Raw genomic sequence first — 25,532 nt, 5'->3', positions numbered from 1 at the left:
CCGCGAGCTTGATACCTCAGAGGCATATTCATGCCTCTGAGGTATCGGCTTCGTAGGCATCTCGGCCTCGCGGGGGTGCGAGGGCACCACCGACAGCGGGCGGTGGGCGCGCGCTCAGGTGTTGGTGGATGTGGCGGCCGGATCGCGGCGGCGACGCCATCGAGGATCAGGTCGAGACCGAGGTCGAAGTCGGCCTGTTCCGGGTCGTCCGGCGCTCGCCGGCGGCTATCTGCTCATTCTCGGCGCGCTGGTGCCGCACGGCCTGACGGCCGGGCCCTGAGATCACGCTGGAACGTGGAAGTAGTGGCCTCGCCCCGACGACGAGGCCACTACTTTGTGGATCCAGCGCGATCATGAGCGCGGCCGGGCGAGCGCGATCATGAGCGCGGCCGGGCGAGCCGCGACGATGAGCGCCGACTGGTGGTCAGCTCACGTTCGCCGGGCCGAGGACGCTCTTCAGGTCGGCCATCAGGGCGGTGGTGGCCGCCACCCGGAACGGGCCGAGCCGCAGCGTGGTGGTCTTGCTGCCGTTGAGGAGCTTGACGTGCACCTCGGCGTCGCCGGGGTGCAGCACCAGCGTCTCCTTGAGCCGCTCGACCAGCGGCGGGGTGCACCGGGTCACCGGGATGGTGAGGGTGACGGGTTTGTTCGCCGCGCTGGCGCTGACGTCCGGCATCGACATGTCCATCGCCATGATGCGCGGCGTGTCGTCGCGCCGGTCCACCCGCCCCTTGACCACCACGATGGCGTCCTCGGCGATGTACTGACCGATCACCTCGTAGGTGTTCGGGAAGAAGAGCGCCTCCACCCCACCCGCGAGGTCCTCCAGGGTGGCCGAGGCCCACGCCCGTCCCTGCTTGGTGACCCGGCGCTGCACGCCGGAGAGGATCCCGGCGAGGGTGACCACCGCCCCGTCCGGCACCGCGCCTTCCTCGGCGAGTGCGGCGATCGTGGTGTCCGCCGCCGCGTTGAGGATGTGCTCCAGGCCGAACAGGGGGTGGTCGGAGACGTAGAGGCCGAGCATCTCCCGTTCGAAGGCGAGCTTGTCGCGCTTGTCCCACTCGCTCTCGCCGATCACCGGCATGACCGTGGCGCTGGCCGTGCTCTCCACGTCGCCGAAGCCCGCACCGAACAGGTCGTACTGGCCGGTGGCCTCCTTGCGCTTGACGTCGGCGTACGCGTCGATGGCGTCCGCGTGGACCTGGAGCAGCCCCTTACGGCTGTGCCCCAGGGAGTCGAACGCGCCGGCCTTGATCAGCGATTCGATGGTCTTCTTGTTGCAGACCACCGCGTCGACCTTGGAGAGGAAGTCGTAGAAGTCGGTGTACGCGCCCTTCTCCTCGCGGCACCGCATGATCGAGGCGACCACGTTCGCGCCGACGTTGCGCACCGCCGCCAGACCGAAGCGGATGTCCTTGCCGACCGGGGTGAACGGGCCGGCGGAGGTGTTCACGTCGGGCGGCAGCACCTGGATACGCATCCGGCGACACTCGGACAGATAGAGCGCCATCTTGTCCTTGTCGTCGCCGACGCTGGTCAGCAGCCCCGCCATGTACTCGGCCGGGTAGTGCGCCTTGAGGTACGCCGTCCAGTACGAGACCAGCCCGTACGCGGCGGAGTGCGCCTTGTTGAACGCGTAGCCGGCGAACGGGACCAGCACGTCCCACACCGCCTGGATCGCCTCGTCGGAGTAGCCGCGCTCGCGGCAGCCGTCGCGGAACGGCACGAACTCCTTGTCGAGGATCTCCTTCTTCTTCTTACCCATCGCCCGGCGCAGCAGGTCCGCCTGGCCGAGGCTGTAGCCGGCGAGGATCTGCGCGGCGCGCTGCACCTGCTCCTGGTAGACGATGAGGCCGTAGGTGGGGGCGAGGATCTCCCGCAGGGGCTCCTCCAGCTCCGGGTGGATCGGGGTGATCTCCTGGAGGCCGTTCTTGCGCAACGCGTAGTTGGTGTGCGAGTCGACGCCCATCGGACCGGGCCGGTAGAGCGCCAGGACGGCCGAGATGTCCTCGAAGTTGTCCGGCTTCATGAGCCTCAGCAGCGAGCGCATCGGCCCGCCGTCCAGCTGGAACACGCCCAGGGTGTCGCCCCGGGCCAGCAGCTCGTAGGCCGCCTTGTCGTCCAGCGGCAGGGACAGCAGGTCCAGCTCCTTGCCGTGGTTGAGCTGGATGTTCTTGACCGCGTCGTCGAGGATGGTGAGGTTGCGCAGGCCGAGGAAGTCCATCTTCAACAGCCCGAGCGACTCGCACGTCGGGTAGTCGAACTGGGTGATGATGACCCCGTCGGAGTCCCGGCGCATCAGCGGGATGTGATCGATGATCGGCTCGGCGGACATGATGACGCCGGCGGCGTGCACACCGGTCTGCCGGATCAGCCCCTCGATGCCCTTGGCCGTGTCGATGACCTTCTTGACGTCCGGGTCGGACTCGTAGAGGCCGCGGATCTCACCGGCCTCGGCGTAGCGCGGGTGCTTCGGGTCGAAGATGCCGGTGAGCGGGATGTCCTTGCCCATCACCGCCGGGGGCATCGCCTTGGTGATCCGGTCGCCTACCGCGTACGGGTAGCCGAGCACCCGGGCCGAGTCCTTGATCGCGGCCTTCGCCTTGATGGTGCCGAAGGTGGCGATCTGGGCGACCTTGTCCTCGCCCCACTTGTCGGTGACGTACTTGATGACCTCACCGCGCCGGCGCTCGTCGAAGTCGATGTCGACGTCCGGCATCGAGACGCGCTCGGGGTTGAGGAACCGCTCGAAGATCAGCCCGTGCGGGATCGGGTCCAGGTCGGTGATGCCCAGCGCGTACGCCACCAGCGAGCCGGCCGCCGAGCCCCGGCCGGGGCCGACCGCGATGCCCTGGCTCTTCGCCCACTGGATGAAGTCGGCGACCACGAGGAAGTACGACGGGAAGCCCATCTGGACGATGACGCCCAGCTCGTACTCGGCCTGCTTGACGTGCCCCTCGGGGATGCCGTTCGGGTAGCGGCGGTGCAGGCCGGCGAAGGTCTCCTTACGGAACCAGGACTCCTCGGTCTCCCCGTCCGGCACGGGGAAGCGCGGCATGAGGTTGTGGAATTCGAACATGCCCGCCGGGTCGACCTTCTCGGCCACCAGCAGGGTGTTGCGGCAGCCCTCCAGCCAGAGCTCTGAGGAGTTGACCGCGCGCATCTGGTCGGCGGACTTGATGTAGTAGCCGCCGCCCTCGAGGCGGAACCGGTTGGGGTCGGCGATGTTGCTGGCGGTCTGCACGCAGAGCAGTACGTCGTGCGCCTCCGCCTGGTCCTCTCGCGTGTAGTGCGAGTCGTTGGTGATCACCGGTGGGATGCCGAGCTTCCGGCCGACCTCGATCAGCCCGTCGCGGACCCGCTTCTCGATGTCCAGGCCGTGGTCCATCAGCTCCAGGTAGTAGTTCTCCTTGCCGAAGATGTCCTGGTACGCCCCGGCGACCTTGAGCGCCTCGTCGAACTGCCCGAGCCGCAGCCGGGTCTGCACAGCGCCGGAGGGGCAGCCGGTGGTGGCCATGATCCCTTCGGCGTACTCGGCGATCAACTCCATGTCCATCCGGGGCCACTTGATGTAGTGGCCCTCCATGGAGGCGCGCGAGTTGAGCTTGAAGAGGTTGTGCAGCCCCGTCTTGTTCTGCGCCCACATGGTCATGTGGGTGATCGCGCCGTTACCGGAGACGTCGTCGCTCTTCTGCTCGGGGCGGCCCCACTTGACCCGCTGCTTGTGGAAGCGCGACTCCGGTGCGACGTACGCCTCGACGCCGAGGATCGGCTTCACCCCGGCGGCCATCGCCTGCTTGTAGAAGTCGTTGGCGCCGTGCATGTTGCCGTGGTCGGTCATCGCCACCGCGGGCATCTCCTGGCGACTGACCTCGGCGAACAGATCCTTGAGCCGGGCCGCTCCGTCGAGCATCGAGTACTCGGTGTGTACGTGCAGATGCGCGAACGAATCGCCCATGCGAGGCGCCCCCCAGCTGTGGATCTTGGCGGTCGGAGCCGACCGGAGACCACCCTACCGAGGTCAACTCCGTGGCTCCACCGTCCGCGCCGCGGCTCGTGGCACGCGTCTCGTCGCGCCGCGCGGGTCGGCACCGGCAGCAGGCAACCCGCCACAGCATCGCCCAACGCACATCGTTGTCGGCCACACGACGATGTATGGGTGGACATTAGTGTGTGGCACACAGTATCGTGTGACGCATGGGCAGTGACGAAGTGCTACGGACCCACCTCCAAGAGCTACGCCGGGGCACGGTCGTGCTGGCGAGCCTGATCGCCCTGCGCCACCCCGACTACGGCTACGCACTGCTGCAACGGCTCAGCGGGCACGGCTTCCCGGTGGACGCCAACACCCTCTACCCGCTGCTGCGCCGGCTCGAGGAACAGGGGCTGCTGACCAGCGAGTGGAACACCGAGGAGAGCCGGCCGCGCAAGTTCTACCGCACCAGCGACGAAGGCGAGTCGGTGCTCCGCCGGCTCCTCGACGACCTCGCCGCCGTACAGACCTCGCTCACCGGGCTGATCGAAGGAGTAGGACGATGACCTCCCTGACCGACCGCTACCTCGCCGCCACCCTGCGGACGGTGCCGGCCGCCCGGCGCGAGGAGATCGCGACCGAGCTGCGCGGCTCGATCGAGGACATGATCGACGGCCGGCGCGCCGACGGTCGCGACGCCGAGGCCGCCGAGCGCGAGGTGCTCACCGAGCTGGGCAACCCCGCGCAGCTCGCGGCCCGCTACGCCGACCGGCGTCTCCAGCTCATCGGCCCCACCTACTACCTGGCCTGGGAGCGGCTGCTCAAGCTGCTGCTCAGCTTCATCCCGGCGCTGGTCGGGGTGATCGTCGGCCTGGTGGAGGCGACGGACGGCAACGGCGGCGACGCGATCGGCGCGGGGATCGCCGCCGCGATCCAGACCGTGGTCCAGATCGGCTTCTGGGTCACCCTGGTCTTCGCGCTGCTGGAGCGCACCAACACCTCGCTCAACCTGCCGGCGTGGACCGTCGATCAGCTCCAGGAGGACTACGTCAATCGGCAGATCAAGCCGGTCGACACGGTCGCCGCCATCGGGTGGCTGGTGCTGGTCATCGCGTACCTGCCGCTCCAGCACTTCCACTCGTTCGTACCCGGCGACGACGGCGGCAACCTGCCGATCCTCGACCCGGCGCTGTGGAGCTTCTGGCTACCCGTCCTGATGGCGGTGCTGGTCGCGACCGTCGGCCTGGAGTTCGCCAAGTTCCGCGCCGGCCGCTGGACGTGGCCGCTGGTCGGGGTCAACGCCGCACTGAACGTCGCGTTCGCGGCCCCGGTGATCTGGCTGATCTCGGCCGACCGGCTGCTCAACCCGGACTTCGTCAACCGGTGGGAGTGGCTCTCCCGTGAGGAGAACCTGAACAACGTCGCCACGGTGGTCATCGTCGGCACGGTCCTGATCACCGCCTGGGACGTCATCGACAGCGCGATCAAGGCGTACCGCACCCGGCACTGACCCGGCACGGCGCGGCCCGGCACTCACGGGGGTGCCGGGCCGCGGCGCGTCCAGCGCCGGCCGGCTCCCGGCGGTGGCCGCGGCGAGGACCGTCCGGACCGCGCGGCCGGCACCGCCCCGGAAGCCCCCGAGCGACGAAGGCCGCTGGGATGACATCCTCTGGGGGATGACCACCCCCACCCCCGATGACGGCTGGCGCCGGCCCGGCCCCACCCCGGAACAGCGGCGGCTCGACCTGTACGCCGGACTCGCCCTCACGGTCCTGGCGCTGTTCAGCCTCACGCTGGCCCACAGCACCGGGGCGTTCCTGCTGGGGCCGCCACCCTCCGTGCCGGAGCAGCTCCTCTGGACCGTGGCGGTGCCGCTGCCGCTGATCTGGCGTCGGCGGTACCCCGCCAGCGCGCTCGTCGTCGTCGCGGTCATGTTCATCGCCGCCCAGGCGCGGTCCGCCCCGGAGGCGCAGCTCTCCTCATGGGCGCTCTTCGCCGCGATCTACTCGCTCGGCGCGTGGGGGCCGGACCGCAGGCTGTCCCGGCGGCTGCGGATCGGCGTGATCGCCACCATGTTCGCCTGGCTGGGCGTCTACTACGCGGTCAGCGTCGGCAGCATCCCGCCCGACGCGTTCTCCCAGGCGGTCGGGCCGGTACCCCCGGTGCTCGCCGCCCTGGTGAGCGGGGTCCTGGTCAACGGGCTCTACTTCGGCTTCGCGTACTTCTTCGGGGAGACCTCGTGGCTGGCCGCCCGCCGGCAGCACGAACTGGCCGAGCAGGCCGAGGAACTGCGCCGCTCGCAGGCCGAGGCGCGCGGGCGGGCCGTGATCGGTGAGCGGGTACGCATCGCCCGCGAACTGCACGACGTCGTCGCCCACCATGTCTCGGTGATGGGCGTACAGGCGGCGGCCGCCCGCCGGGTCTTCGACCGGGACGCGACCAAGGCCCGGACCGCGCTGACCGCGATCGAGGAGACCGCCCGTACGGCCGTCGACGAGCTGCGCCGGATGCTCGGTGTGTTGCGCGCGAGCGAGAGCACCTCGGAGCGCGTCGAGGCGCCCTCCGGTGTGGACCAGGTCGCCGCGGTGGTGGAGCGGGCCCGCGACGCCGGACTGCAGGCGACCTTCGCGGTGTACGGGACGGCGCTGCCGCTGCCGGAGTCGGTGTCGCAGGCGATCCACCGGATCGTCCAGGAGGCGGTCACGAACGTGCTCAAACACGCCACCGGGGCCCGCGTGCTGGACGTGCGGCTACGGTACCTGGCCAAGGAGGTGGAGGTCGACGTAACCGACGACGGGCGGCCGACCCGCCCCGTCAATCCGGACGGGCTGGGTCTGGTCGGCATGCGCGAGCGGGTCGGCACGCACGGCGGCGTGCTGGAGGCCGGCGAACGCGCCGGCGGCGGTTGGCGGGTACGCGCCCGCTTCCCCCTCGCGGTGACCGCGGCGGAGCCGGTATGAGCGGCGGAGCCGGCCTGCCCGGTGCGGAGCGGCCGATCCGGGTGCTGCTCGCCGACGACCAGCATCTGGTCCGAACCGGCTTCCGGGTCATCCTCGAGGTGGAGGACGACATCGAGGTCGTCGGCGAGGCGGCCGACGGCGAACGCGCGGTGAGCATGACCCGGGCGCTGCACCCGGACGTGGTGCTCATGGACGTGGAGATGACCGGTGTGGACGGATTGGAGGCGACCCGCCGGATCACCGCGCCGGGCGACGCGGACGGGCCGGCGGTGCTGATCCTCACCACCTTCGACCGGGACGACTACCTCTTCTCCGCGCTACGCGCCGGGGCGAGCGGATTCCTGCTCAAGAACGGCACCCCGGAGTCGCTGATCGAGGCGATCCGGGTGGTGGCCCGTGGCGACGGGCTGCTCGCTCCGGAGATCACCCGCCGGGTGATCGCCACCTTCACCCGGCCCGGCACCGGCGCAACGTCGGTGGCCGGAGGCCCGGCGGCGCTGGACGAGCTCACCCCGCGCGAGCGGGAGGTGCTGGTACTGGTCGCCCGGGGGGCCAGCAATGCGGAGATCGCCGCCCACCTGCACCTCGGCGAGGCCACGGTGAAGACGCACGTGAGCCGGGTGCTGGCGAAGCTCGGCCTGCGCGACCGCGTGCAGGCGGTGGTCTTCGCGTACGAGCACGGGGTGGTCCGCCCCGGGGCGTGACCGCCTCCGCCATCAGGCGGACGCCGGGTGTCCGTCCGCCGACGGACGGCGGTGGGCGGCCGCCGAACTAGCGTGACGGCTGTGACGAGTGTGCTTCGCCTCGACGGCGTCGACCGCAGCTTCGGCGACCGGCAGGCACTCAAGAACGTGTCCTTCGACGTGGTGGCCGGCCGGATGACCGGGTTCGTCGGCGGCAACGGCGCCGGCAAGACCACCACCATGCGGATCATCCTCGGGGTGCTCGCCGCCGACGCCGGGCGGGTGACCTGGCAGGGGGCTCCGCTGAACCCGCAGGTACGGCGGCGCTTCGGCTACATGCCGGAGGAGCGTGGCCTCTACCCCAAAATGAGCGTCCGGGAACAGGTCGTCTACCTGGGCCGCCTGCACGGCATGACCGCCGCCGCGGCCTCGCGGGCCACGGAGGCGCTGCTGGAGCGGGTGGGCCTCGCCGAGCGCGGCGGCGACCTGCTGGAGACGCTCTCGCTCGGCAACCAGCAGCGTGCGCAGATCGCCGCCGCGCTGGTGCACGGTCCGGAGGTGCTGGTGCTCGACGAGCCGTTCTCCGGCCTCGACCCGCTGGCCGTGGACACCGTCGTCGGCGTGCTGCGGGAACGCGCCGCGGCCGGCGCGGCGGTCCTCTTCTCCAGTCACCAGCTCGACGTGGTCGAGCGGCTCTGCGACGACCTCGTGATCATCGCGGACGGGGTGATCCGGGCGGCAGGTGACCGCGAGCAGCTGCGCAGGACGTACACCTCGCCCCGCTTCGAACTGGTGGTGGAGAGCGACGCCGGCTGGCTGCGTGACCAGCCCGGAGTGCTGCTGGTCGACCTCGACGGCGCGCGCGCCGTCTTCGACCTCGCGCCCGGCGCCGACGAGCAGCCGGTGCTGCACGCGGCCCTCGCACGCGGCCCGGTACGCGCGTTCCGGCCGCTCGCCCCCTCCCTCACCGAGATCTTCCGAGAGGTCACCCAGTGAACACCGTGCAGTCTGAACCGCGCGGCGCGCGTGCGGCGCTCCCGACCGTGCCGGCCGCCGGACCGCAGGCGGAGGCTGAAAAGGGGCCGGTGACCACCGTGCAGGCCGCCCGCCTGGTCGCCGCCCGGGAGATCCGGGTCAAGCTACGCGACAAGACCTTCCTGTTCAGCACCCTGCTCTTCCTGCTCATCGCCGCTGCGGCGACCGTCCTGCCGCCACTGCTCTCCGGCGGACCGTCCACCGTGGCCGCCACCGAGCAGTCCGCGGGCCCGCTGCGGGCCGCCGGGTTGGAGGTGCGGACGGTACCCGACGACCGCGCCGCCGAGCAGGCCGTCCGCGACGACGAGGTGGACGCGGCGGTCGTCTCCGGCCCGGCCGTGCTCGCCCTGGACGAGGTGCCCGACGACGTGGTGGCCGCGCTGAGCACCCGACCGCAGGTGCGGCTGCTGAATCCCGACGCGTTGAATCCGGTCGCGGCGTTCCTGGTGCCGTTCGTCTTCGCGTTCATCTTCTACATCACGTCGCAGGTCTTCGGCGTGCAGATCGCGCAGAGCGTCATCGAGGAGAAGCAGACCCGGATCGTGGAGATCCTGGCGGCCGCGGTGCCGGTCCGGGCGCTGCTGGCCGGCAAGATGGTCGCCGGCACGGTGCTGGCCCTCGGGCAGATCGTGCTGGTCGCCCTCGTCGCGGTCGCGGGCATGGTCTTCGGGGACGGCGGCGGCCTGCTCCCGCTGCTGGGCCCGGCGATCGGCTGGTTCGTGCCGTTCTTCCTGGTGGGTTTCGTGCTGGTCGCGGCGATGTGGGCGGCGGCCGGGGCGCTGGTCAACCGTCAGGAGGACCTCACCGGGGTCTCCACGCCGGTGCAGCTCGTGGTGATGCTGCCGTTCTTCGCGGTGATCTTCCTGAACGACAACGCGACGGCGATGCGGATCCTGTCCTACCTGCCGTTCTCCGCGCCGACGGCGATGCCGCTGCGACTGTTCACCGGCGACGCCCCCGTCTGGGAACCGGTGGTGGCGCTGCTCCTGCTGCTCGTCGCGGCCGGCGCGTTCCTGCTCGCCGGGGCCCGGGTGTACGAGGGCGCGCTGCTGCGCACCAACGGCCGTATCTCGATCCGGACGGCCTGGCGCACCCGGGAGAGCGTGAGCTGACACCGGCCGGGCTCACCTGAAGGTCGCCGATGTGGTGGTCGTCCGGCCACCGCATCGGCGGTCCGGCGGTTCAGCAGGCAACGGTCTCCCAGCCGGCGGGCAGGCGGGGCACCGGCCAGGACGGGTCGGGCGTCCACGCCGCCCAGTCCCCGACTTCGGGGAACCCGAACTCGGCCCCGGGCGGCAGGTAGAGGGCGAGCAGTTCCGGTGTGTCCTCGACGCAGATCGTCGGGACGGCGAACCAGACCTCGCCGAGAAGCACTTCGCGCCGGACGACCAGGTCGCCCGGCGCGAATCGCTGCGCTGTCACGGCCGGCTCAGCCGACCGCCGCCATGATCTCGTCGCTGACGTCGAAGTTCGCGTAGACGTTCTGCACGTCGTCGCAGTCCTCCAGCACGTCGATCAGCTTGAAGATCTTACGAGCGCCCTCCTCGTCGAGCGGGACGTTGACGCTCGGGATCAGCGAGGACTCGGCCGACTCGTACTCGATGCCGGCCTCCTGCAGGGCGGTGCGGACCGCGATCAGGTCGGTCGGCTCGGAGACCACCTCGAACGCCTCGTCGAGGTCGTTGACCTCCTCCGCGCCGGCGTCCAGGACGGCCATCATCACGTCGTCCTCGGTGGTCCCCGCCTTCGGGACGATCACGACGCCCTTGCGGGAGAACATGTACGACACCGAACCGGCGTCGGCGAACGACCCGCCGTTGCGGGTCAGCGCCGTGCGCACCTCGGTGGCCGCGCGGTTGCGGTTGTCGGTCAGGCACTCGATCAGCAGCGCGACGCCGTTCGGGCCGTAGCCCTCGTACATGATCGTCTGGTAGTCGGCGCCGCCGGCCTCCAGGCCGGAGCCGCGCTTCACGGCGCGGTCGATGTTGTCGTTGGGGACCGAGTTCTTCTTCGCCTTCTGGATGGCGTCGTAGAGGGTCGGGTTGCCGGCGGGGTCACCGCCGCCGGTCCGGGCCGCCACCTCGACGTTCTTGATCAGCTTGGCGAACATCTTGCCGCGCTTGGCGTCGATGACGGCCTTCTTGTGCTTGGTGGTCGCCCACTTTGAGTGGCCGGACATCTGCTACCTCCGTGTGTCGTTCCACGCCTGCGTCGACTGCCACGCCGATCAAGTGCCGCATTCGGCGATCCGGCGGCCGGTCGGCTCCCGCGGGAGACGCCACGCGGGCGGATGGCCCTGCCGAACGGCGGCAATCCTACCGAGCCCGCGCCCCACCATGTCACACCCGGTCATCACCGGCTGGCAGCGCCGGGCCGTCGGGCGCACTCAGAACACAACGCCTGGCGGCCGGAATCCATGCCCGGCGGGCCTGGTCGGCCGTGGCGTCAGGGGTACGCCCGGCCCCCCTCGGCTGATCGACTCGGCCTCCTTGAAGTCGCGGTGTCCGAGCACGGGACACCCCGACATCATGGAACCCGAGTTGATCAACCCCGCCCCCGGTCACGGCCACCCAGGAACCCCACCGCCCGGGCCCGCCGCTGCCCAGGCCCGCAGCTGCCCAGGAACCCCGCCACCCAGGCCCGCCGCCACCCGCAGACGCCGCCAGACAGGGGCGCCGCGAACAGAGGCGCCGCCGGACAGAGGCGCCGCCGGTCAGGCGGCGGCGCGCACCAGGTCGACGAAGTAGCGGTGCAGCCGCACGTCGCCGGTCAGCTCGGGGTGGAACGAGGTGGCCAGCAGGTTGCCCTGCCGTACCGCGACGATCCGCCCGGCCGACGGACCGTCGGTGACCTGACCGAGCACCTCCACGCCCTCGCCGACCCGCTCGACCCAGGGCGCACGGATGAACACCGCGTGGAACGGCTCGCCCGCGATGCCGGTGATCGTCACCGGCGCCTCGAACGAGTCGACCTGCCTGCCGAACGCGTTGCGCCGGACGGTCATCGAGATGCCGTCGAAGCCGCGCTGGTCGGGGCGGCCGTCCAGCACCTCGGTGGCCAGCATGATCATGCCGGCGCAGGAGCCGTAGACGGGCATCCCACCGGCGATCCGCTTGTCGATCGGCTCGCGCAGCTCGAACACGTCGGCCAGCCGGCTCATCGTGGTGGACTCGCCGCCGGGGATGACCAGACCGTCGACGGCGTCCAGTTCCCGCGTACGACGTACGGGGACGGCCTGTGCGCCCGCCGCGGCCAACGCCGCGACGTGCTCGCGAACGTCGCCCTGGAGGGCGAGCACGCCGATGACGGGTGTCCCGCTCATCGCACCGCTCCTTCCGAAGTCCGTGTGCGGAAGACCCCCCGCACGGGCGGGGGGCCTTCTCCTGCCGTCACCAGCCGCGCTCGGCCAGGCGGTGCGGCTGCGGGATCTCGTCGACGTTGATGCCGACCATCGCCTCGCCGAGACCTCGGGAGACCTTGGCCAGCACGTCGGGGTCGTCGTGGAAGGTCGTCGCCTTGACGATCGCGGCGGCCCGCTGGGCCGGGTTGCCGGACTTGAAGATGCCTGAGCCCACGAAGACGCCCTCCGCGCCCAGCTGCATCATCATCGCGGCGTCGGCGGGGGTGGCGATCCCGCCGGCGGTGAAGAGCACCACCGGCAGCTTCCCGGTCTCGGCGACCTCCTTGACCAGCTCGTACGGCGCCTGGAGCTCCTTGGCCGCCACGTAGAGCTCGTCGGCGGGCAGCGAGCTCAGCCGACGGATCTCCTGGCGGATCTTGCGCATGTGGGTGGTCGCGTTCGAGACGTCACCGGTGCCCGCCTCACCCTTGGAGCGGATCATCGCGGCGCCCTCGGTGATCCGGCGCAGCGCCTCACCCAGGTTGGTCGCACCGCACACGAACGGGACGGTGAAGGACCACTTGTCGATGTGGTTGGTGTAGTCGGCGGGGGTCAGCACCTCGGACTCGTCGACGTAGTCGACGCCGAGCGCCTGGAGGATCCGCGCCTCGACGAAATGACCGATGCGGGCCTTGGCCATGACCGGGATCGAGACGGCGTTGATGATCCCCTCGATCATGTCGGGGTCGCTCATCCGGGCCACGCCACCCTGGGCGCGGATGTCCGCCGGCACCCGCTCGAGCGCCATCACCGCGACCGCTCCGGCGTCCTCGGCGATCTTGGCCTGTTCGGCGTCGACCACGTCCATGATCACGCCGCCCTTGAGCATCTCGGCCATGCCACGCTTGACGCGGGCGGTGCCGACGACGGGGCTGCCGCTGGTGTTCGGGGCGGTAATTTCGGGCACGGGTTATCGCTCCTCGGACGTGCTCGGGGGGTGACAGCAAAAAGGCTACGCCCACCACAACGCCGCTCCGACAGCCAATCAGACCCATGGTGGCCTGCACTGTGTCAGCCATCACCGGCGCTCGGGGGCCGCCCCGGCCGGGCGCGGTGCCGGGCGGCTCAGCCGGTGGGAACGTCCGCCGGAACGGTCAGGGTCGGGTCGTCGATGTCGAAGTACCGGGGCCACTCCCGGCCGCGCCCCATCCGCAACAGGCGCACCAGGGTGCGCCCCCGCACCGCCCGTGCGTCGCGTACCAGGTCGGTGTGCACCTGCCGGGCCAGCGCGAGGCGCCGGCTGGCGGCGATCACCGCCTCACAGTCCGGGTCGGTGGGGTCGAGCTGCACCAGGCGCAGCTGGCGGGTCAGGTCGTTCTCGGCGGCCTCCCGCTCGTCCGGGTGCGCGTCGAGCGCGATGCGCGCGGCCGCGTACAGCTCGACGCCGTACCGCCGCTCGGCCAGCACGGCGGCGGCCGCCGCCCGGCGCAACAGGTGGGCATCGAGGGCCCGGGCCGCGAGCTGCGCCCGGGCGTGCAGCCGTTCGACCCGGCCGGCGGTCCAGACCAGATACGTCGAGACGAGCCCGACGACCATGATCGTGCCCACCGCCCACCACATGCCCGGCATCGTAGTGCTGCTCCGTTCCCGTCCCGCCGGCCCGGCCGGCCACGGCGATCTGCTCCCCCGGCGCCGGCCCGGCTCCGGGCCGCCCCGGCGATCCGATCAGCGCCACGCCCCGGCATTCCCGGACACGCCCTCACCTCGGCGACCTCGCCCCGGCACCCGCCGCCGGCAGCCCGCACCCGGCGCTCCCGCCCGGTGGGCGACGGCTCAACCCAGTCCCACCCACTCCTCGTCGATGACCCGACCGTCGGTGGCCTCGATCGCCGCTGCGTACACCTCGAGCACCCGCCGGGCCACCACCGGCCAGTCGTAGCTCGCCACCACCTGGTCGCCGCAGGCGGTCAGCGCGGCCCGCGCCGCCCCGTCGTCCAGCAGGTCGACGAGCGCGTCGCGCAGCGCCACCGGGTCGCCGGTGGGGAAGAGCCGGCCGGCACGGCCGCCGTCGAGCACCCGGCGGAACGCGTCGAGGTCGCTGGCGACCACCGTGGTGCCGGCGGCCAGCGCTTCCGTGAGGATCATCCCGAACGACTCGCCGCCGGTGTTCGGCGCCACGTAGAGGTGCACGCTGCGCAGCATGCGCGCCTTCTCCTCCTCCGACACCAGACCCAGGAAGGTCACCCGGTCGCGCAGCGCCGCGGGGAACTGGCCGAACAGCTCGTCCGGATCGCCGGGGCCGGCGACCAGCAGCCGCAGCCCGGGGCGGCTCGGGGCGAGGTCGGCGAAGGCGTCACGCAACACGGAGAAGCCCTTGCGCGGCTCGGTGAACCGGCCCAGGAAGCCGAGCGTCCCGCCGGTGCCCGGCCCGCACTCCCCCGGCCACCCGGGCAGCGGCTCGGCGTCGGCGAACTTGGCGACCGCCACGCCGTTCGGGATCTCCACCGCACCGCCGTCCATGTGCTCGACCTGCACCTTGCGAGCCAGCGCGCTGACCGCGATCCGTGCGGTGATGCGCTCCAGCACGATCTGGAGGACACCCTGCGCGGCGGCCAACGCCCGGGACCGGGTGATCGCCGTGTGGAAGGTGGCCACCACCGGACCGCGGGCCGACAGGACCGCGAGCAGCGACAGGCTCAACGTCAGCGGCTCGTGGACGTGCAGCACGTCGAAGTCGCCACGGGTGATCCAGCGCCGCACCCGGGCGGTGGACACCGGGCCGAACGCGATCCGGGCCACCGACCCGTTGTACGGCAGGGGAACCGCCCGGCCGGCCGGCACGACGTACGGCGGCAGCGGCGAGTCCTCGTCGGCCGGGGCGAGCACGCTGACCTCGTGGCCGAGGGCGATCAGCGCCTCGGCGAGGTCCATGACGTGGTTCTGCACCCCGCCCGGGATGTCGAACGAGTACGGGCACACGATGCCGATCCGCAACGTCATCGCCCGCTGTCCGGGCCTACCGCGCTCCGCTGGTCGAGCCACATGCGTTGCAGCATGTGCCAGTCCTCCGGGTGCCGGGCGATGCCCACGGCGAACTCGTCGGCGACGCGCTGGGTGAGCGTCCGGACCCGCTGGTCGAGCGGGCCCTCCTCCGCACCAGGCACGGCGATCGGGCCCACGAGCGCCGCGCGCGCCCGATCGGGCTCGTACCAGAGGGAGGCCACGTAGAGCGGCGCCCCGGTGCGCAGGGCCAGCAGGGCCGGCCCGGCGGGCATGCGGGTACGGCCGCCGAAGAAGTCGACCTCCACCCCGCGCGCGGAGAGGTCCCGGTCGGCCAGCAGCGGCACCACCGCGCCGGCGCGTAGCCGGTCGACCAGCACGTCGAAGGCGGGACGCTCGCCGCCGCGGTTGGGCAGGATCTCCATGCCCAGGCTCCTGCGGAAGGCCAGGAACCGCCCGTAGACGCCGTCCGATTCGAGCCGCTCGGCGACGGTGGTGATCGGCCAGCCGTTGGCGGCCACCCAGGCGCCCGCGGCGTCCCAGTTGCCGGCGTGCGGCAGCGCGATCACCGCGCCGGTGCCGGCCGCTACGTCCGCCGCGAGTTGCTCCGCACCGTCCAGGTGGAAGGCGGCCAGGATCTGCTCGCGGCTCAGCGACGGCAGCCGGAACGCCTCCATCCAGTAGCGGGCGTACGAACGCATGCCCCGCCTGACCAGGTCGTCGAGCTCGGCGTCGGGCAGCTCCGGCCCCACCACCCGGCGCAGGTTGGCCCGCAGTTGGGACGTACCCGCGCCGCCCTTGCGGGCCGCGCGGTCCGCGCCGGCCCGGAACGCCGCGGCGACGACGGGTCGCGGCAACGCGCGAACGAACCGCCAGCCCGCGACGTACCCGAGCTCGGTGAGATTCACCCGTTCGCACCCGGTGCGGGGAGCTGCCGCGCCTGCCGGTAAACGTGCCGCATGCGCTGCCCCACAGTGAAGATCGACACGGCGGCGAGCAGCCAGAGCGCGATCTGCAACGCCATCGGCACGCCGAGACCGGTGAGCAGGCCGCCGACCCCGACGATCAGCAGCCGCTCGGTGCGCTCGGCGATGCCCACGTTGCTGGTCATGCCGAGTCCCTCGGCCCGGGCCTTGACGTACGAGACGATGCTGCCGGCCGCCAGGCAGAGCAACGCCGCCGCCACGCCGGCGTGGTCGCCCTCGGTGGCCAGCCAGTACGCGACCGCGCCGAAGACGGCACTGTCGGCGATCCGGTCCATGCTCGAGTCGAGGAAGGCGCCGAACCGGGTCGAGCCGCCGCTCATCCGGGCCATCGTGCCGTCGAGGAGGTCGGTGAGCGCGAAGACCGTGACGATCAGCGCACCGGCGACCAGATCACCGCGGGCGCCGAAGCCGAGCGCGCCGACCAGCACGCCGACGGTGCCGGTCACGGTGACCGCATTGGGGGTGACGCCCGCTCGAAGCAGGCCGCGTGCGAGCGGCTCGACGACGCGGGTCATCCCCGCGCGGGCCGACACTTGGAAGATCTTCGCCATGGCGGTCCCACGATAACGGTCCACCCAGGTACGGCGATACGGCCGGTCAGCGCGGCGGCGCGGCGAAAGCTTGTGCGCGCCCGGGAACGGGTGTCTGATCGGGTCAGGAAGGTGACCCAGCTCACCTGCCCACCCGTCCGAGTTCTCGCTGTGCAGCAGTCCACCGGAGGATATCGCCGCGCACCCGCCCCGGGCCGCTGTCCCGTTACGCGCGGCGGTTCGCCACCACCACCGGCTGAGGGAGGTGCGCCCCATGGCGCAGAAGAGTCAGGAGAAGGGTGTCACCGGCGTCGTGCCGGTGGTGACCGAGCCCGGCAGGGTTCGCAACGTCGTGCTCGTCGGGCATTCCGGCGTCGGCAAGACGACCCTGGTCGAGGCGCTGCTCAGGGCGAGCGGCACGATCGACCGCGCCGGCGCGGTCACCGACGGCACGACCGTCTGCGACCACGACCCGGCCGCCGTACGCCAGCAGCGGTCGGTGAGCCTGGCCTGCGCGCCGCTGCTGCACGACGGCATCAAGGTCAACCTGCTGGACACTCCCGGCTACGCCGACTTCGTGGGCGAGCTGCGCGCCGGGCTGCGGGCCGCCGACGCCGCGCTCTTCGTCGTCTCCGCGGTCGACGGGATGGACGCGGCCACCGCCGCGCTGTGGGAGGAGTGCGCCGCGGTCGGCATGCCCCGGGCGGTCGCCGTCTCCCGGCTGGACCACCCGCGCGCCGACTTCGACGAGGCGGTGGCGCTGTGCCAGCGCGTCTTCGGCGACAACGTGCTCCCGCTCTACCTGCCGATGCTCGGCGACGACGGGGTGTCGACCGTCGGCCTGCTCAGCCTGATCACCCGCCGGGTCTTCGACTACACCGGCGGGCTCCCCGCCGAGATCCGGCAGCCGGACCCGGAGCACCTGCCCGCCATCGTCGAGCCGCGCGACGAGCTCATCGAGGGGATCATCGCGGAGAGCGAGGACGAGTCGCTCATGGACCGGTACCTCGAGGGCGAGGAGATCGGCACCGACGTGCTCATCGACGACCTGGAGAAGGCCGTCGCCCGGGGCCACTTCTACCCCGTGGTGCCGGTGTGCGCCGAGACCGGCGTCGGGCTGGACACCCTGCTGGAAGTGCTCACCGCCGCCTTCCCGTCGCCGCTGGAGCACGAGCTGCCCGTGGTGACCGGCGTGGACGGCTCGCCACATCCGCCGCTCGCCTGCGACCCGGACGGACCGCTGGTCGCCGAGGTCGTCAAGACCACGATCGACCGGCACGTCGGGCGGGTCTCCCTGGTGCGGGTCTTCTCGGGCACCCTGCGGCCCGAGCAGACCGTGCACGTCTCCGGGCACGGCCTCGCCGAGCGCGGGCATCCCGACCACGACTCCGACGAGCGGGTGGGGCACATCTACACCCCGCTCGGCTCCGCCCTGCGTGAGGTGGCCGCCTGCGTCGCCGGGGACATCTGCGCGATCACCAAGTCGGGCAGCGCGGAGACCGGCGACACGATCTCCACCAGGGAGACCCCGCTGCTCATCGAGCCCTGGGAGATGCCCGAGCCGCTGCTGCCGGTGGCCGTCGTGGCGAAGAGCCGGTCGGACGAGGACGCCCTGGCCCGCAACCTGTCCCGCCTGATCGCCGGGGACCCCACACTGCGGCTGGAGCGCAACGCGGAAACCCACCAGCTCGTGCTCTGGTGCATGGGCGAGGCGCACGCCGACGTGGTGCTCGACCGGTTGCGCGCCGGCGGCGTCGAGCTGGACACCGAACCGGTGCGGGTGGCGCTGCGGGAGACGTTCACCAGCGCGGCCAGGGGCCACGGCCGACACGTCAAGCAGTCCGGCGGCCACGGCCAGTACGCCGTCTGCGACATCGAGGTCGAGCCGCTGCCGCGCGGCGCCGGCTTCGAGTTCGTGGACCGGGTGGTCGGCGGCGCGGTGCCGCACAACTACATCCCGTCGGTGGAGAAGGGCGTCCGGGCCCAGATGGAACGGGGCCTGATCGCCGGTTACCCGGTGGTGGACGTGCGGGTCACCCTCTTCGACGGCAAGGCGCACAGCGTCGACTCCTCGGACGCCGCGTTCCAGACAGCCGGGGCGCTGGCCCTGCGGGACGCGGCCGAGAAGGGGCAGCCGGCCCTGCTGGAACCGGTGGACGAGGTGACCATCCGGGTGCCCGACTCCTCCGTCGGCGCGGTGATGGGTGATCTCTCCGGCCGGCGCGGCCGGGTGCTCGGCACCGAGTCGGATCCGGACAGCGAGGGACGGACCGTGGTCCGCGCCGAGGTCCCCGCCACCGAACTGCTCCGCTACGCCGTGGAGCTGCGCTCGATGACGGCCGGCACCGGCACCTTCCGGCGCAGCTTCGTCCGCTACGACCCGATGCCCGCGCACCTGGCCGACCAGATCCGCAAGGAACACCCCACCCCGTAACCCACGCCCCCGTTGTGTGGGCCTCGGTCTCGGAAAGAGTGGCTGTTTCCGCTGCCCGCTTTAACGCCTCGTGCACGGAAAGGGTGGCTGTTTCCGCTGCCCGCTTTAACGCCTCGTGCACGGAAAGAGTGGCTGTTTCCGCTGGAATGGCCACTCTTTCCGTGAACGAGTGGCCGGGGTGGGGCCCCGGGGTGGGGCGTCAGGGGTGGGTGGCGGGGGTGGTGGGGCTGGGCCAGCCCGGATGGTCGGCGTGCCGGAGGGCCGCGCTGCGCAGGGCGGCGAGCTGGCGCTCCACCTCGGCGAACTGGTCCGGCGCGAGCGGACCGTGGTGCAGGGCCGCAGCGTTCTCCTCCACCTGGGCGACGGTACGGCAGCCGGGGATCGGAACCGTCCGCCCGCTGCGCGCCCAGATCCAGCCGAGCGCGCCCTGTGCCAGGGTGCGCCCGTCGGCGGTCAGCGCGTCCCGTACCGCCGCCACCCGGCGCAGCCACTCCGGCGCCGGCCGGCCGCCGCGGAACCACTCCAGCCAGCCCGGCGCGAGCCCGCGTACGTCGTCGCGGGGCAGCGTGGAGGTGGCCGTGTACTTGCCGGTGAGCAGCCCCATCGCGAGCGGCCCACGGTTGATGCTGACCAGGTCGTACTTGTCGCAGACGCCCAGCAGCTCGGGGGCGTCCCGGAGCACCGAGAGAGAGTGCTGCACGGCCGTCGCGCCGGGAGCCGAGTGACCGAACGTCTCGGCACGGTCGGCGCGGTCGGTGCTCCAGCCGTACGCTCGGATCAGCCCCTCGGTGACCAGTTCCTCCAGCGTGCCGATCAGGGCCTCGGCGCGCGGCACCGGCAGGTCGGCCAGGTGCAGCTGGTACAGGTCGATCCGGTCCGTGCCCAACCGGCGCAGCGAGTCGGTGACCGCCCGGCGCAGGTACCCGGGCGAGGCGTCCTCCCCCGTCGCCTGCCGGGTGGCCTCGTCGAAGGTGTAGCCCCACTTGGTGGCGATCACCGCCTCGTCGCGGCGACCGGTCAGCGCGCGCCCGAGGATCCGCTCGCCGTGCCCCGCGCCGTACGTGTCGGCGGTGTCGAAGAGGGTGACGCCCAGGTCGAGCGCCCGGCGGACCGCCCGGATCGACTCGTCGTCGTCGACGGCACCCCAGCCGAGCGGTTGGGAACCTTCCGCCCACGGGCCGGCGATCGCCCAGCAGCCCATCCCCAGGGCGCTGGCCTCGATGCCGCTGCGCCCCAACGTCCGCGTCGTGACTGCCACCGGCAGATCGTGCCACCTCGAGCCCGGTCGAACACAACAAGGGGCGTAATCCGCCTGTCCGGGCTGGTCAGCGCGGTCCGACAGGCGTGCACGCGCGGAAGGACCGGCTGCGGCAGGGCCCGGCGGGCGACCACGCGTGCGGCCGGAGAAATGCCGCTGCCCCACCCACCGGCGCGGCAACACCGCGGCGATCGACCGGGCGAACAGGATCGCGTACCCGTCGCCATGCGGCATGATCGATCGCATGCGACGGCTCGGGGTGGACATCGGCGGCGTGATCATCGAACCGGCCGACGACGACGCGGACACCTCGTTCTTCGGCGACCACTACCTGCGCACGCCACAGGTCGTGGGGGCCGTCGACGCCCTGGCCGCACTGGCCGACGGCTTCGACGAGGTGCACCTGGTGAGCAAGTGCGGCGAGGCCACCGAGCGGCGGACCCTCGAGTGGCTGGCGCACCACGACTTCCACACCCGCACCGGGATCCCCGTGCCGCGGGTGCACTTCTGCCGTACCCGGGCGGCGAAGGCCCCCATCGCCCGGCGGCTCGGGCTGACCCACTTCGTCGACGACAGGCTGGAGGTGCTCGGCTACCTCGACTCGGTGCCGCACCGCTTCCTGTTCCGCCCCCGGCCCGCCGAGGTGGCCGCGCACGTCGCCCACCTGCCCCACGTACACCGGGTGGCGGGCTGGCCGGCACTCGTCACGGCGCTGCGGGGCAGCTGACCAGCGCTGCCTGGCGGGCCCGGCCGGGCGCAGAGCGGTGCCGTCAGGACGGCCAGGCGCGGGCGAACAACTCGCGGGTGTCGCCGAGCAGCTGCGGGAGGACCTTGGTACGCCCGATCACCGGCATGAAGTTCGCGTCCCCGCCCCACCGTGGCACCACGTGTTGGTGCAGGTGTGCGGCGATGCCGGCACCTGCCACTCCCCCCTGGTTCATGCCCAGGTTGAACCCGTGCGCGTTGCTGACCTTGCGGACCACCCGCATCGCGGTCTGCGTGAACGCGGCCAGCTCCGCAGTCTCCGCTTCGTCCAGCTCGGTGTAGTCGGCGACGTGCCGGTACGGGCAGACCAGCAGGTGGCCCGGGTTGTACGGGTAGAGGTTGAGCACCGCGTACACGCGTTCGCCCCGCGCCACGACGAGGCTCTCCTCCGGCGGCGCCTGCGGCGCCCGGCAGAACGGGCAGCCGCTCGGCTTCTCGTAGCCCTCGTCGGGGCGGTCGTCGCCCGAGATGTAGGTCATCCGGTGCGGCGTCCAGAGCCGCTCCAGGCCGTCGGCCATTGCGTTGCTGTCCGTGTGCCGTTCCGCCCCAGTCACAGGGGCGATCCTACGGACTCTCCGGACGCCGGTGACGGCTGCGTCCCACGTACCCGCCGTCGGCCTGCGGGCACGCGAAAGATCGTGCTCGAACACGGAAGTAGTGGCCTCCTGACGCGGTGGAGGCCACTACTTGCCGGATCGTGCACGATCATGACCGGTGCGAGCTGTCGCAGCCCGCGCCGGGGCGTCACATCTGGGCGGAGGGGCCGATGTTGGTACGGGAGGAGACCACGTCCAGCACGTGCGCCACCGCCTCCGAGATCGGCACGCCGTTGCGCTGGGACCCGTCCCGGTAGCGGAACGACACGGTGCCGGCGGCCACGTCGTCGTCGCCGGCGATCACCATGAACGGGATCTTCTGCTGCTGCGCGGTGCGGATCTTCTTCTGCATCCGATCGTCGCCCGCGTCGACCTGGGCGCGGATCCCCTCGGCGCGCAGCGCGGCCACGAAGCCGTGCAGGTAGTCGGTGTGGTCCTCGCGGATCGGGATGCCGACCACCTGCACCGGCGCCAGCCAGGCCGGGAACGCGCCCGCGTAGTGCTCGGTGAGCACCCCGAAGAACCGCTCGATCGAGCCGAAGAGCGCCCGGTGGATCATCACTGGCCGCTGCCGGGTGCCGTCGGCGGCCTGGTACTCCAGCCCGAACCGCTCCGGCTGGTTGAAGTCCACCTGGATGGTCGACATCTGCCAGGTCCGGCCGATGGCGTCCTTCGCCTGCACCGAGATCTTCGGACCGTAGAAGGCCGCGCCGCCCGGGTCGGGCACCAGCTCGAGACCGGACTGCTCGGCGGCGGTACGCAGCGCCTCGGTGGCCTCGGCCCAGTCCTCGTCGCTGCCGATGAACTTCGGCGAGTCGTCCCGGGTGGACAGCTCCAGGTAGAAATCGTCGAGGCCGTAGTCGCGCAGCAGGTCCAGCACGAAGGTGAGCAGGGTGCTGAGCTCCCCGGGCATCTGCTCCCGGGTGCAGTAGATGTGCGAGTCGTCCTGGGTGAGCCCGCGTACCCGGGTCAGGCCGTGCACCACGCCGGACTTCTCGTACCGGTAGACCGTGCCGAACTCGAACAGCCGCAGCGGCAGCTCCCGGTAGGACCGCCCGCGCGCCCTGAAGATCAGGTTGTGCATCGGGCAGTTCATGGCCTTGAGGTAGTAGTCCGCGCCCTCCAGCTGCATGGGCGGGAACATGGTGTCCGCGTAGTACGGCAGGTGACCGGAGGTCTCGAAGAGGTTGGCCTTGGTGATGTGCGGGGTGTTGACGAACTCGTACCCCGCGGCCTCGTGCCGGCGGCGCGAGTAGTTCTCCATCTCCCGGCGGATGATGCCGCCCTTGGGGTGGAAGACGGCCAGACCCGAGCCGATCTCGTCGGGGAAGCTGAACAGGTCGAGGTCCGCGCCGAGCTTGCGGTGGTCGCGCCGGGCGGCCTCCTCCAGCAGCTTCAGGTACGCCTTCAGCTCGTCCCGGGTCGGCCACGCGGTGCCGTAGACCCGCTGCAGCTGCGGGTTCTTCTCCGACCCCCGCCAGTACGCGGCGGCCGAGCGCATCAGCTTGAACGCCCCGATGAGCCGGGTGTTCGGCAGGTGCGGGCCGCGGCACAGGTCCGACCAGCAGACCTTCTCCTCGTTCGCCGCGAGGTTGTCGTAGATCGTCAGTTCGCCACCGCCGACCTCCATCACCTCGGAGGAGTCCAGCCCCTCACCCTTGATGTCGATCAGCTCGAGCTTGAACGGCTCGTTCACCAGCTCGGCCCGCGCCTCGTCCAGGCTGGCGAACCGGCGCCGCCGGAACCGCTGGCCGGACTTGATGATCTCCTGCATCCGCTTCTCGAGCTTCGACAGGTCGTCCGGCTGGAACGGCTTCTCCACCGCGAAGTCGTAGTAGAAGCCATTCTCGATCGGCGGGCCGATGCCGAGCTTCGCCTCGGGGAAGACGTCCTGCACGGCCTGCGCGAGCACGTGCGCGGTCGAGTGGCGCAGCACGTTCAACCCGTCCGGCGAGTCGATGCTGACCGGCTCGACCGCGATGTCGGTCGCCGGCCGCCAGTCCAGGTCGTGCAGGCGGCCCTCCGGATCGCGGACCACCACGATCGCCTTCGGGCCGGTCATGGGCAACTCGGCCGCGGCCACCGCGTCGGCCGCCGTCGTCCCGGCGGCGACGACGACGGGGTCGGCCACGGCGGGGGTACGGGGTGCGGACACGGTGACTCCTCGCAGCAGACGGCACAGAACGGGCCGGTACGGCCCCCGCCGATGCTATCGGTCCCCGCTTTCGCCCCCACCGCCGACGCCTCAGCCGAGGCAACGGCTGCCAAGTGATTCAAGAAGTGAGCCACTCGGGGAGGGGTTCGCGGGCGGCCAGCCAGTCGGTGGGTACGCCGCCCGGGGTGCCCACCCCGGCGAACGCGGCCACGATCCCGCCCACGATCGCCGCGGTGGTGTCCACGTCCCCGCCGGCCGCCACGCACGCGCGGATCGCGGCCGGATAGTCCTCCAGGTACGTGGCGGCCACCCAGAGCGTGAAGGCCACGGTGTCCTGCGCGGTGACCCGGGCGCCGTTGCCGAGCACCCCGACGACCCGCGGCAGCGGATGGCCGAGCAGGTCGGCCGCGCGGCGTACCCGACGGTGCACCTCGGTGGCCGGGTCCAGCGCGGTGGCCACCCCGGCGAGGAGACGATGCGCGGTGGGCCGGTCCCCGTCCAACCGGCCCCGCGCGGCCAGCGCGGCGGCGACGGCCACCGCGACCGCTCCGGCGATGCCCTCCGGGTGCGCGTGTGTCACCTCGGCCGACGCGCGGGCCTGGGCCGCCGCGCGGGTGGTCGAGTCCGCGAAGTACGCGCCCACCGGCGCCACCCGCATGGCCGCACCGTTACCGCAGGAGCCCTGCCCGTCGAACGCCGACGCGGCGGCGACCGGCCACGGCGTGCCGGTGCGGATCAACCGCAGGATCGTCACCGCGCCGGGGCCGTACCCCCGGTACGGCTCGGCCCGCTCGGCGAAGGCGAGCGCCAGCCGGTCCCGGTCGATCCGGCCCGACTCGACCAGTTCCGCCAGCACCGAGCAGGCCATCTCGGTGTCGTCGGTCCACTCCCAGGGGGCCGGCGGGAGGCGCCCGGCGAGCAGATCCGCCGGCTGCCGGCCGGGGACGAAGAACTGCGAACCGAGCGCGTCGCCGACGGAGAGGCCGGTGAGGCTGTCCCGGGCGAGCGCCAGTCGGGCGTCGGCGAAGAGCGTGAAGGACATCGTTGTACCAGCTTGCCCGGTTCCCAGGTGCGCCGCAACGCGATCAACTTGCCACGCCAAGTACCGTCTTTGCGTGGCCACCGTCCTCCTGGTCGAAGACGATCACGTCGTACGCGGCGCGATGCTGCGGTCCCTCGCCGATCGGGGGCACGCCGTGCACGCGGTCGGCACGGCGCTGGACGCGCTGCGCCGGGTCGCCGCGGAGACCCCCGACCTGGTGGTCCTCGACCTCGGCCTGCCCGACCTGGACGGCTCGGACGCGCTGCGGATGCTGCGCGGCATCACCGACGTGCCGATCATCATCGCCACCGCCCGCGACGACGAGCAGTCCGTGGTACGGCTGCTCCGCGCGGGCGCCGACGATTACATGGTCAAACCGTTCACCGGCGCCCACCTCGACGCCCGGATCACCACGGTGCTGCGCCGGGCCGGTCGGGCCAGCCGTACCGTCCAGCCGGCCGTGCACGAGGTCGGCGGGCTACGGATGGACGTCGGTGAGCGCAGCGCCCACCTCGACGGGGAACCGCTGGCACTGACCCGCAAGGAATTCGACCTGCTGGCGTATCTCGCCGCACGTCCCGGACGGGTAGTGTCCCGGCGGGAACTCTTGGAGGAGGTATGGCGGCAGCCGTCGGTCGGCGAGGATCAGACCATCGACGTTCACCTGTACTGGCTGCGCCGCAAAATGGGCGAGTCCGCGGCGAAGCCGCGCTACCTGCGCACCGTGCGGGGGGTCGGCTTCCGACTGGTGGCGCCGGACTGAGAGTCACGCTGA

At 71.8% G+C, this 25,532-nt stretch carries 23 protein-coding genes; 10 read left to right on the top strand and 13 right to left on the bottom strand.

Annotation, left to right across the window (positions count from 1 at the left end; translation table 11 throughout):
• The first annotated feature begins 128 nt into the window (after positions 1–128).
• Positions 129–266, top strand: a complete 138-nt coding sequence (locus tag BXA10_RS31440) for a hypothetical protein (RefSeq protein ID WP_175649169.1) — start codon at positions 129–131, stop codon at positions 264–266.
• Between the two features lie 158 nt (positions 267–424).
• Here the strand turns inward: BXA10_RS31440 and dnaE are convergent, their stop codons facing one another.
• A complete protein-coding gene (dnaE, locus tag BXA10_RS11405) occupies positions 425–3,958 on the bottom strand; it encodes a DNA polymerase III subunit alpha (RefSeq protein WP_076470245.1) in 3,534 nt (1,177 codons plus the stop codon).
• 239 nt (positions 3,959–4,197) lie between these two features.
• On the opposite strand from dnaE, the gene BXA10_RS11400 reads away from it, so the two are divergent.
• From BXA10_RS11400 to BXA10_RS11375, 6 genes are all read left to right on the top strand, one after another.
• Positions 4,198–4,539 carry a PadR family transcriptional regulator gene (locus BXA10_RS11400; RefSeq protein WP_076470244.1) on the top strand — a complete coding sequence of 114 codons (342 nt, stop codon included), beginning with the start codon at positions 4,198–4,200 and terminating at the stop codon, positions 4,537–4,539.
• Positions 4,536–5,483, top strand: coding sequence for a permease prefix domain 1-containing protein (locus BXA10_RS11395; protein WP_076470243.1), 948 nt, complete (start codon positions 4,536–4,538; stop codon positions 5,481–5,483). The genes BXA10_RS11400 and BXA10_RS11395 overlap by 4 nt, the downstream gene beginning before the upstream one ends.
• 166 nt (positions 5,484–5,649) lie before the next feature.
• Complete coding sequence (locus BXA10_RS11390; RefSeq protein ID WP_076470242.1) at positions 5,650–6,933, top strand: sensor histidine kinase; 1,284 nt, start codon at positions 5,650–5,652, stop codon at positions 6,931–6,933.
• Entirely contained in the window at positions 6,930–7,637 is a 708-nt protein-coding gene (locus BXA10_RS11385) for a response regulator (RefSeq protein WP_076470241.1), read from the top strand. Before BXA10_RS11390 ends, BXA10_RS11385 begins: the two co-directional genes overlap by 4 nt.
• Positions 7,638–7,718: 81 nt before the next feature.
• Positions 7,719–8,612, top strand: coding sequence for an ABC transporter ATP-binding protein (locus tag BXA10_RS11380; RefSeq protein ID WP_084752581.1), 894 nt, complete (start codon positions 7,719–7,721; stop codon positions 8,610–8,612).
• A gap of 89 nt (positions 8,613–8,701) precedes the next feature.
• Positions 8,702–9,763 carry an ABC transporter permease gene (locus tag BXA10_RS11375; RefSeq protein WP_076470302.1) on the top strand — a complete coding sequence of 354 codons (1,062 nt, stop codon included), beginning with the start codon at positions 8,702–8,704 and terminating at the stop codon, positions 9,761–9,763.
• Positions 9,764–9,833: 70 nt separating this feature from the next.
• Here the strand turns inward: BXA10_RS11375 and BXA10_RS30825 are convergent, their stop codons facing one another.
• The 8 genes from BXA10_RS30825 to pgsA form a co-directional block, all read right to left on the bottom strand.
• On the bottom strand, positions 9,834–10,073 hold the full coding sequence (locus BXA10_RS30825; RefSeq protein ID WP_245828211.1) for a hypothetical protein: 240 nt from the start codon (positions 10,071–10,073) through the stop codon (positions 9,834–9,836).
• 7 nt (positions 10,074–10,080) lie between these two features.
• Entirely contained in the window at positions 10,081–10,830 is a 750-nt protein-coding gene (locus tag BXA10_RS11365; RefSeq protein WP_076470239.1) for a YebC/PmpR family DNA-binding transcriptional regulator, read from the bottom strand.
• A gap of 534 nt (positions 10,831–11,364) precedes the next feature.
• Positions 11,365–11,973: a pyridoxal 5'-phosphate synthase glutaminase subunit PdxT gene (gene pdxT, locus BXA10_RS11360; RefSeq protein WP_076470238.1), complete on the bottom strand. Its 609-nt coding sequence runs from the start codon at positions 11,971–11,973 to the stop codon at positions 11,365–11,367.
• A 67-nt stretch (positions 11,974–12,040) separates the two neighbouring features.
• Positions 12,041–12,958, bottom strand: coding sequence for a pyridoxal 5'-phosphate synthase lyase subunit PdxS (gene pdxS, locus BXA10_RS11355; protein WP_217696758.1), 918 nt, complete (start codon positions 12,956–12,958; stop codon positions 12,041–12,043).
• Positions 12,959–13,116: 158 nt separating this feature from the next.
• Positions 13,117–13,620: a hypothetical protein gene (locus BXA10_RS11350; RefSeq protein ID WP_076470237.1), complete on the bottom strand. Its 504-nt coding sequence runs from the start codon at positions 13,618–13,620 to the stop codon at positions 13,117–13,119.
• 204 nt (positions 13,621–13,824) lie between these two features.
• Entirely contained in the window at positions 13,825–14,985 is a 1,161-nt protein-coding gene (locus BXA10_RS11345; protein ID WP_076470300.1) for a glycosyltransferase family 4 protein, read from the bottom strand.
• A gap of 2 nt (positions 14,986–14,987) precedes the next feature.
• Positions 14,988–15,899 (bottom strand): phosphatidylinositol mannoside acyltransferase, encoded by a 912-nt coding sequence (locus tag BXA10_RS11340; RefSeq protein ID WP_076470236.1) that lies wholly within the window; start codon positions 15,897–15,899, stop codon positions 14,988–14,990.
• Complete coding sequence (gene pgsA, locus BXA10_RS11335; protein WP_076470235.1) at positions 15,896–16,528, bottom strand: phosphatidylinositol phosphate synthase; 633 nt, start codon at positions 16,526–16,528, stop codon at positions 15,896–15,898. Before pgsA ends, BXA10_RS11340 begins: the two co-directional genes overlap by 4 nt.
• Before the next feature lie 253 nt (positions 16,529–16,781).
• On the opposite strand from pgsA, the gene BXA10_RS11330 reads away from it, so the two are divergent.
• Entirely contained in the window at positions 16,782–18,941 is a 2,160-nt protein-coding gene (locus tag BXA10_RS11330) for an elongation factor G-like protein EF-G2 (protein ID WP_076470234.1), read from the top strand.
• A gap of 199 nt (positions 18,942–19,140) precedes the next feature.
• On the opposite strand, the gene BXA10_RS11325 is transcribed toward BXA10_RS11330, so the two are convergent.
• Positions 19,141–20,199 carry an aldo/keto reductase gene (locus BXA10_RS11325; RefSeq protein WP_076470233.1) on the bottom strand — a complete coding sequence of 353 codons (1,059 nt, stop codon included), beginning with the start codon at positions 20,197–20,199 and terminating at the stop codon, positions 19,141–19,143.
• Between the two features lie 244 nt (positions 20,200–20,443).
• On the opposite strand from BXA10_RS11325, the gene BXA10_RS11320 reads away from it, so the two are divergent.
• Positions 20,444–20,926 (top strand): hypothetical protein, encoded by a 483-nt coding sequence (locus BXA10_RS11320; RefSeq protein ID WP_245828210.1) that lies wholly within the window; start codon positions 20,444–20,446, stop codon positions 20,924–20,926.
• 43 nt (positions 20,927–20,969) lie between these two features.
• On the opposite strand, the gene BXA10_RS11315 is transcribed toward BXA10_RS11320, so the two are convergent.
• The 3 genes from BXA10_RS11315 to BXA10_RS11305 form a co-directional block, all read right to left on the bottom strand.
• Positions 20,970–21,482, bottom strand: a complete 513-nt coding sequence (locus BXA10_RS11315) for an HIT family protein (protein ID WP_175649175.1) — start codon at positions 21,480–21,482, stop codon at positions 20,970–20,972.
• Between the two features lie 226 nt (positions 21,483–21,708).
• Positions 21,709–23,715, bottom strand: coding sequence for a threonine--tRNA ligase (gene thrS / locus BXA10_RS11310; RefSeq protein ID WP_076470231.1), 2,007 nt, complete (start codon positions 23,713–23,715; stop codon positions 21,709–21,711).
• A gap of 118 nt (positions 23,716–23,833) precedes the next feature.
• Positions 23,834–24,757: an ADP-ribosylglycohydrolase family protein gene (locus tag BXA10_RS11305; RefSeq protein ID WP_076470230.1), complete on the bottom strand. Its 924-nt coding sequence runs from the start codon at positions 24,755–24,757 to the stop codon at positions 23,834–23,836.
• 73 nt (positions 24,758–24,830) lie between these two features.
• Here BXA10_RS11305 and BXA10_RS11300 point away from each other — a divergent pair, with 73 nt between their 5' ends.
• The gene (locus BXA10_RS11300) at positions 24,831–25,520 is read left to right on the top strand and encodes a response regulator transcription factor (RefSeq protein ID WP_076470229.1); all 690 of its coding nucleotides are present in this window, start codon (positions 24,831–24,833) and stop codon (positions 25,518–25,520) included.
• Positions 25,521–25,532: the final 12 nt, after the last annotated feature.

Source organism: Micromonospora avicenniae (genome assembly GCF_900156065.1).
GTDB lineage: Bacteria > Actinomycetota > Actinomycetes > Mycobacteriales > Micromonosporaceae > Micromonospora > Micromonospora avicenniae.
The sequence above is the reverse complement of the archived record's forward strand: the minus strand, read 5'-3'. Positions and strand labels throughout refer to the sequence as shown.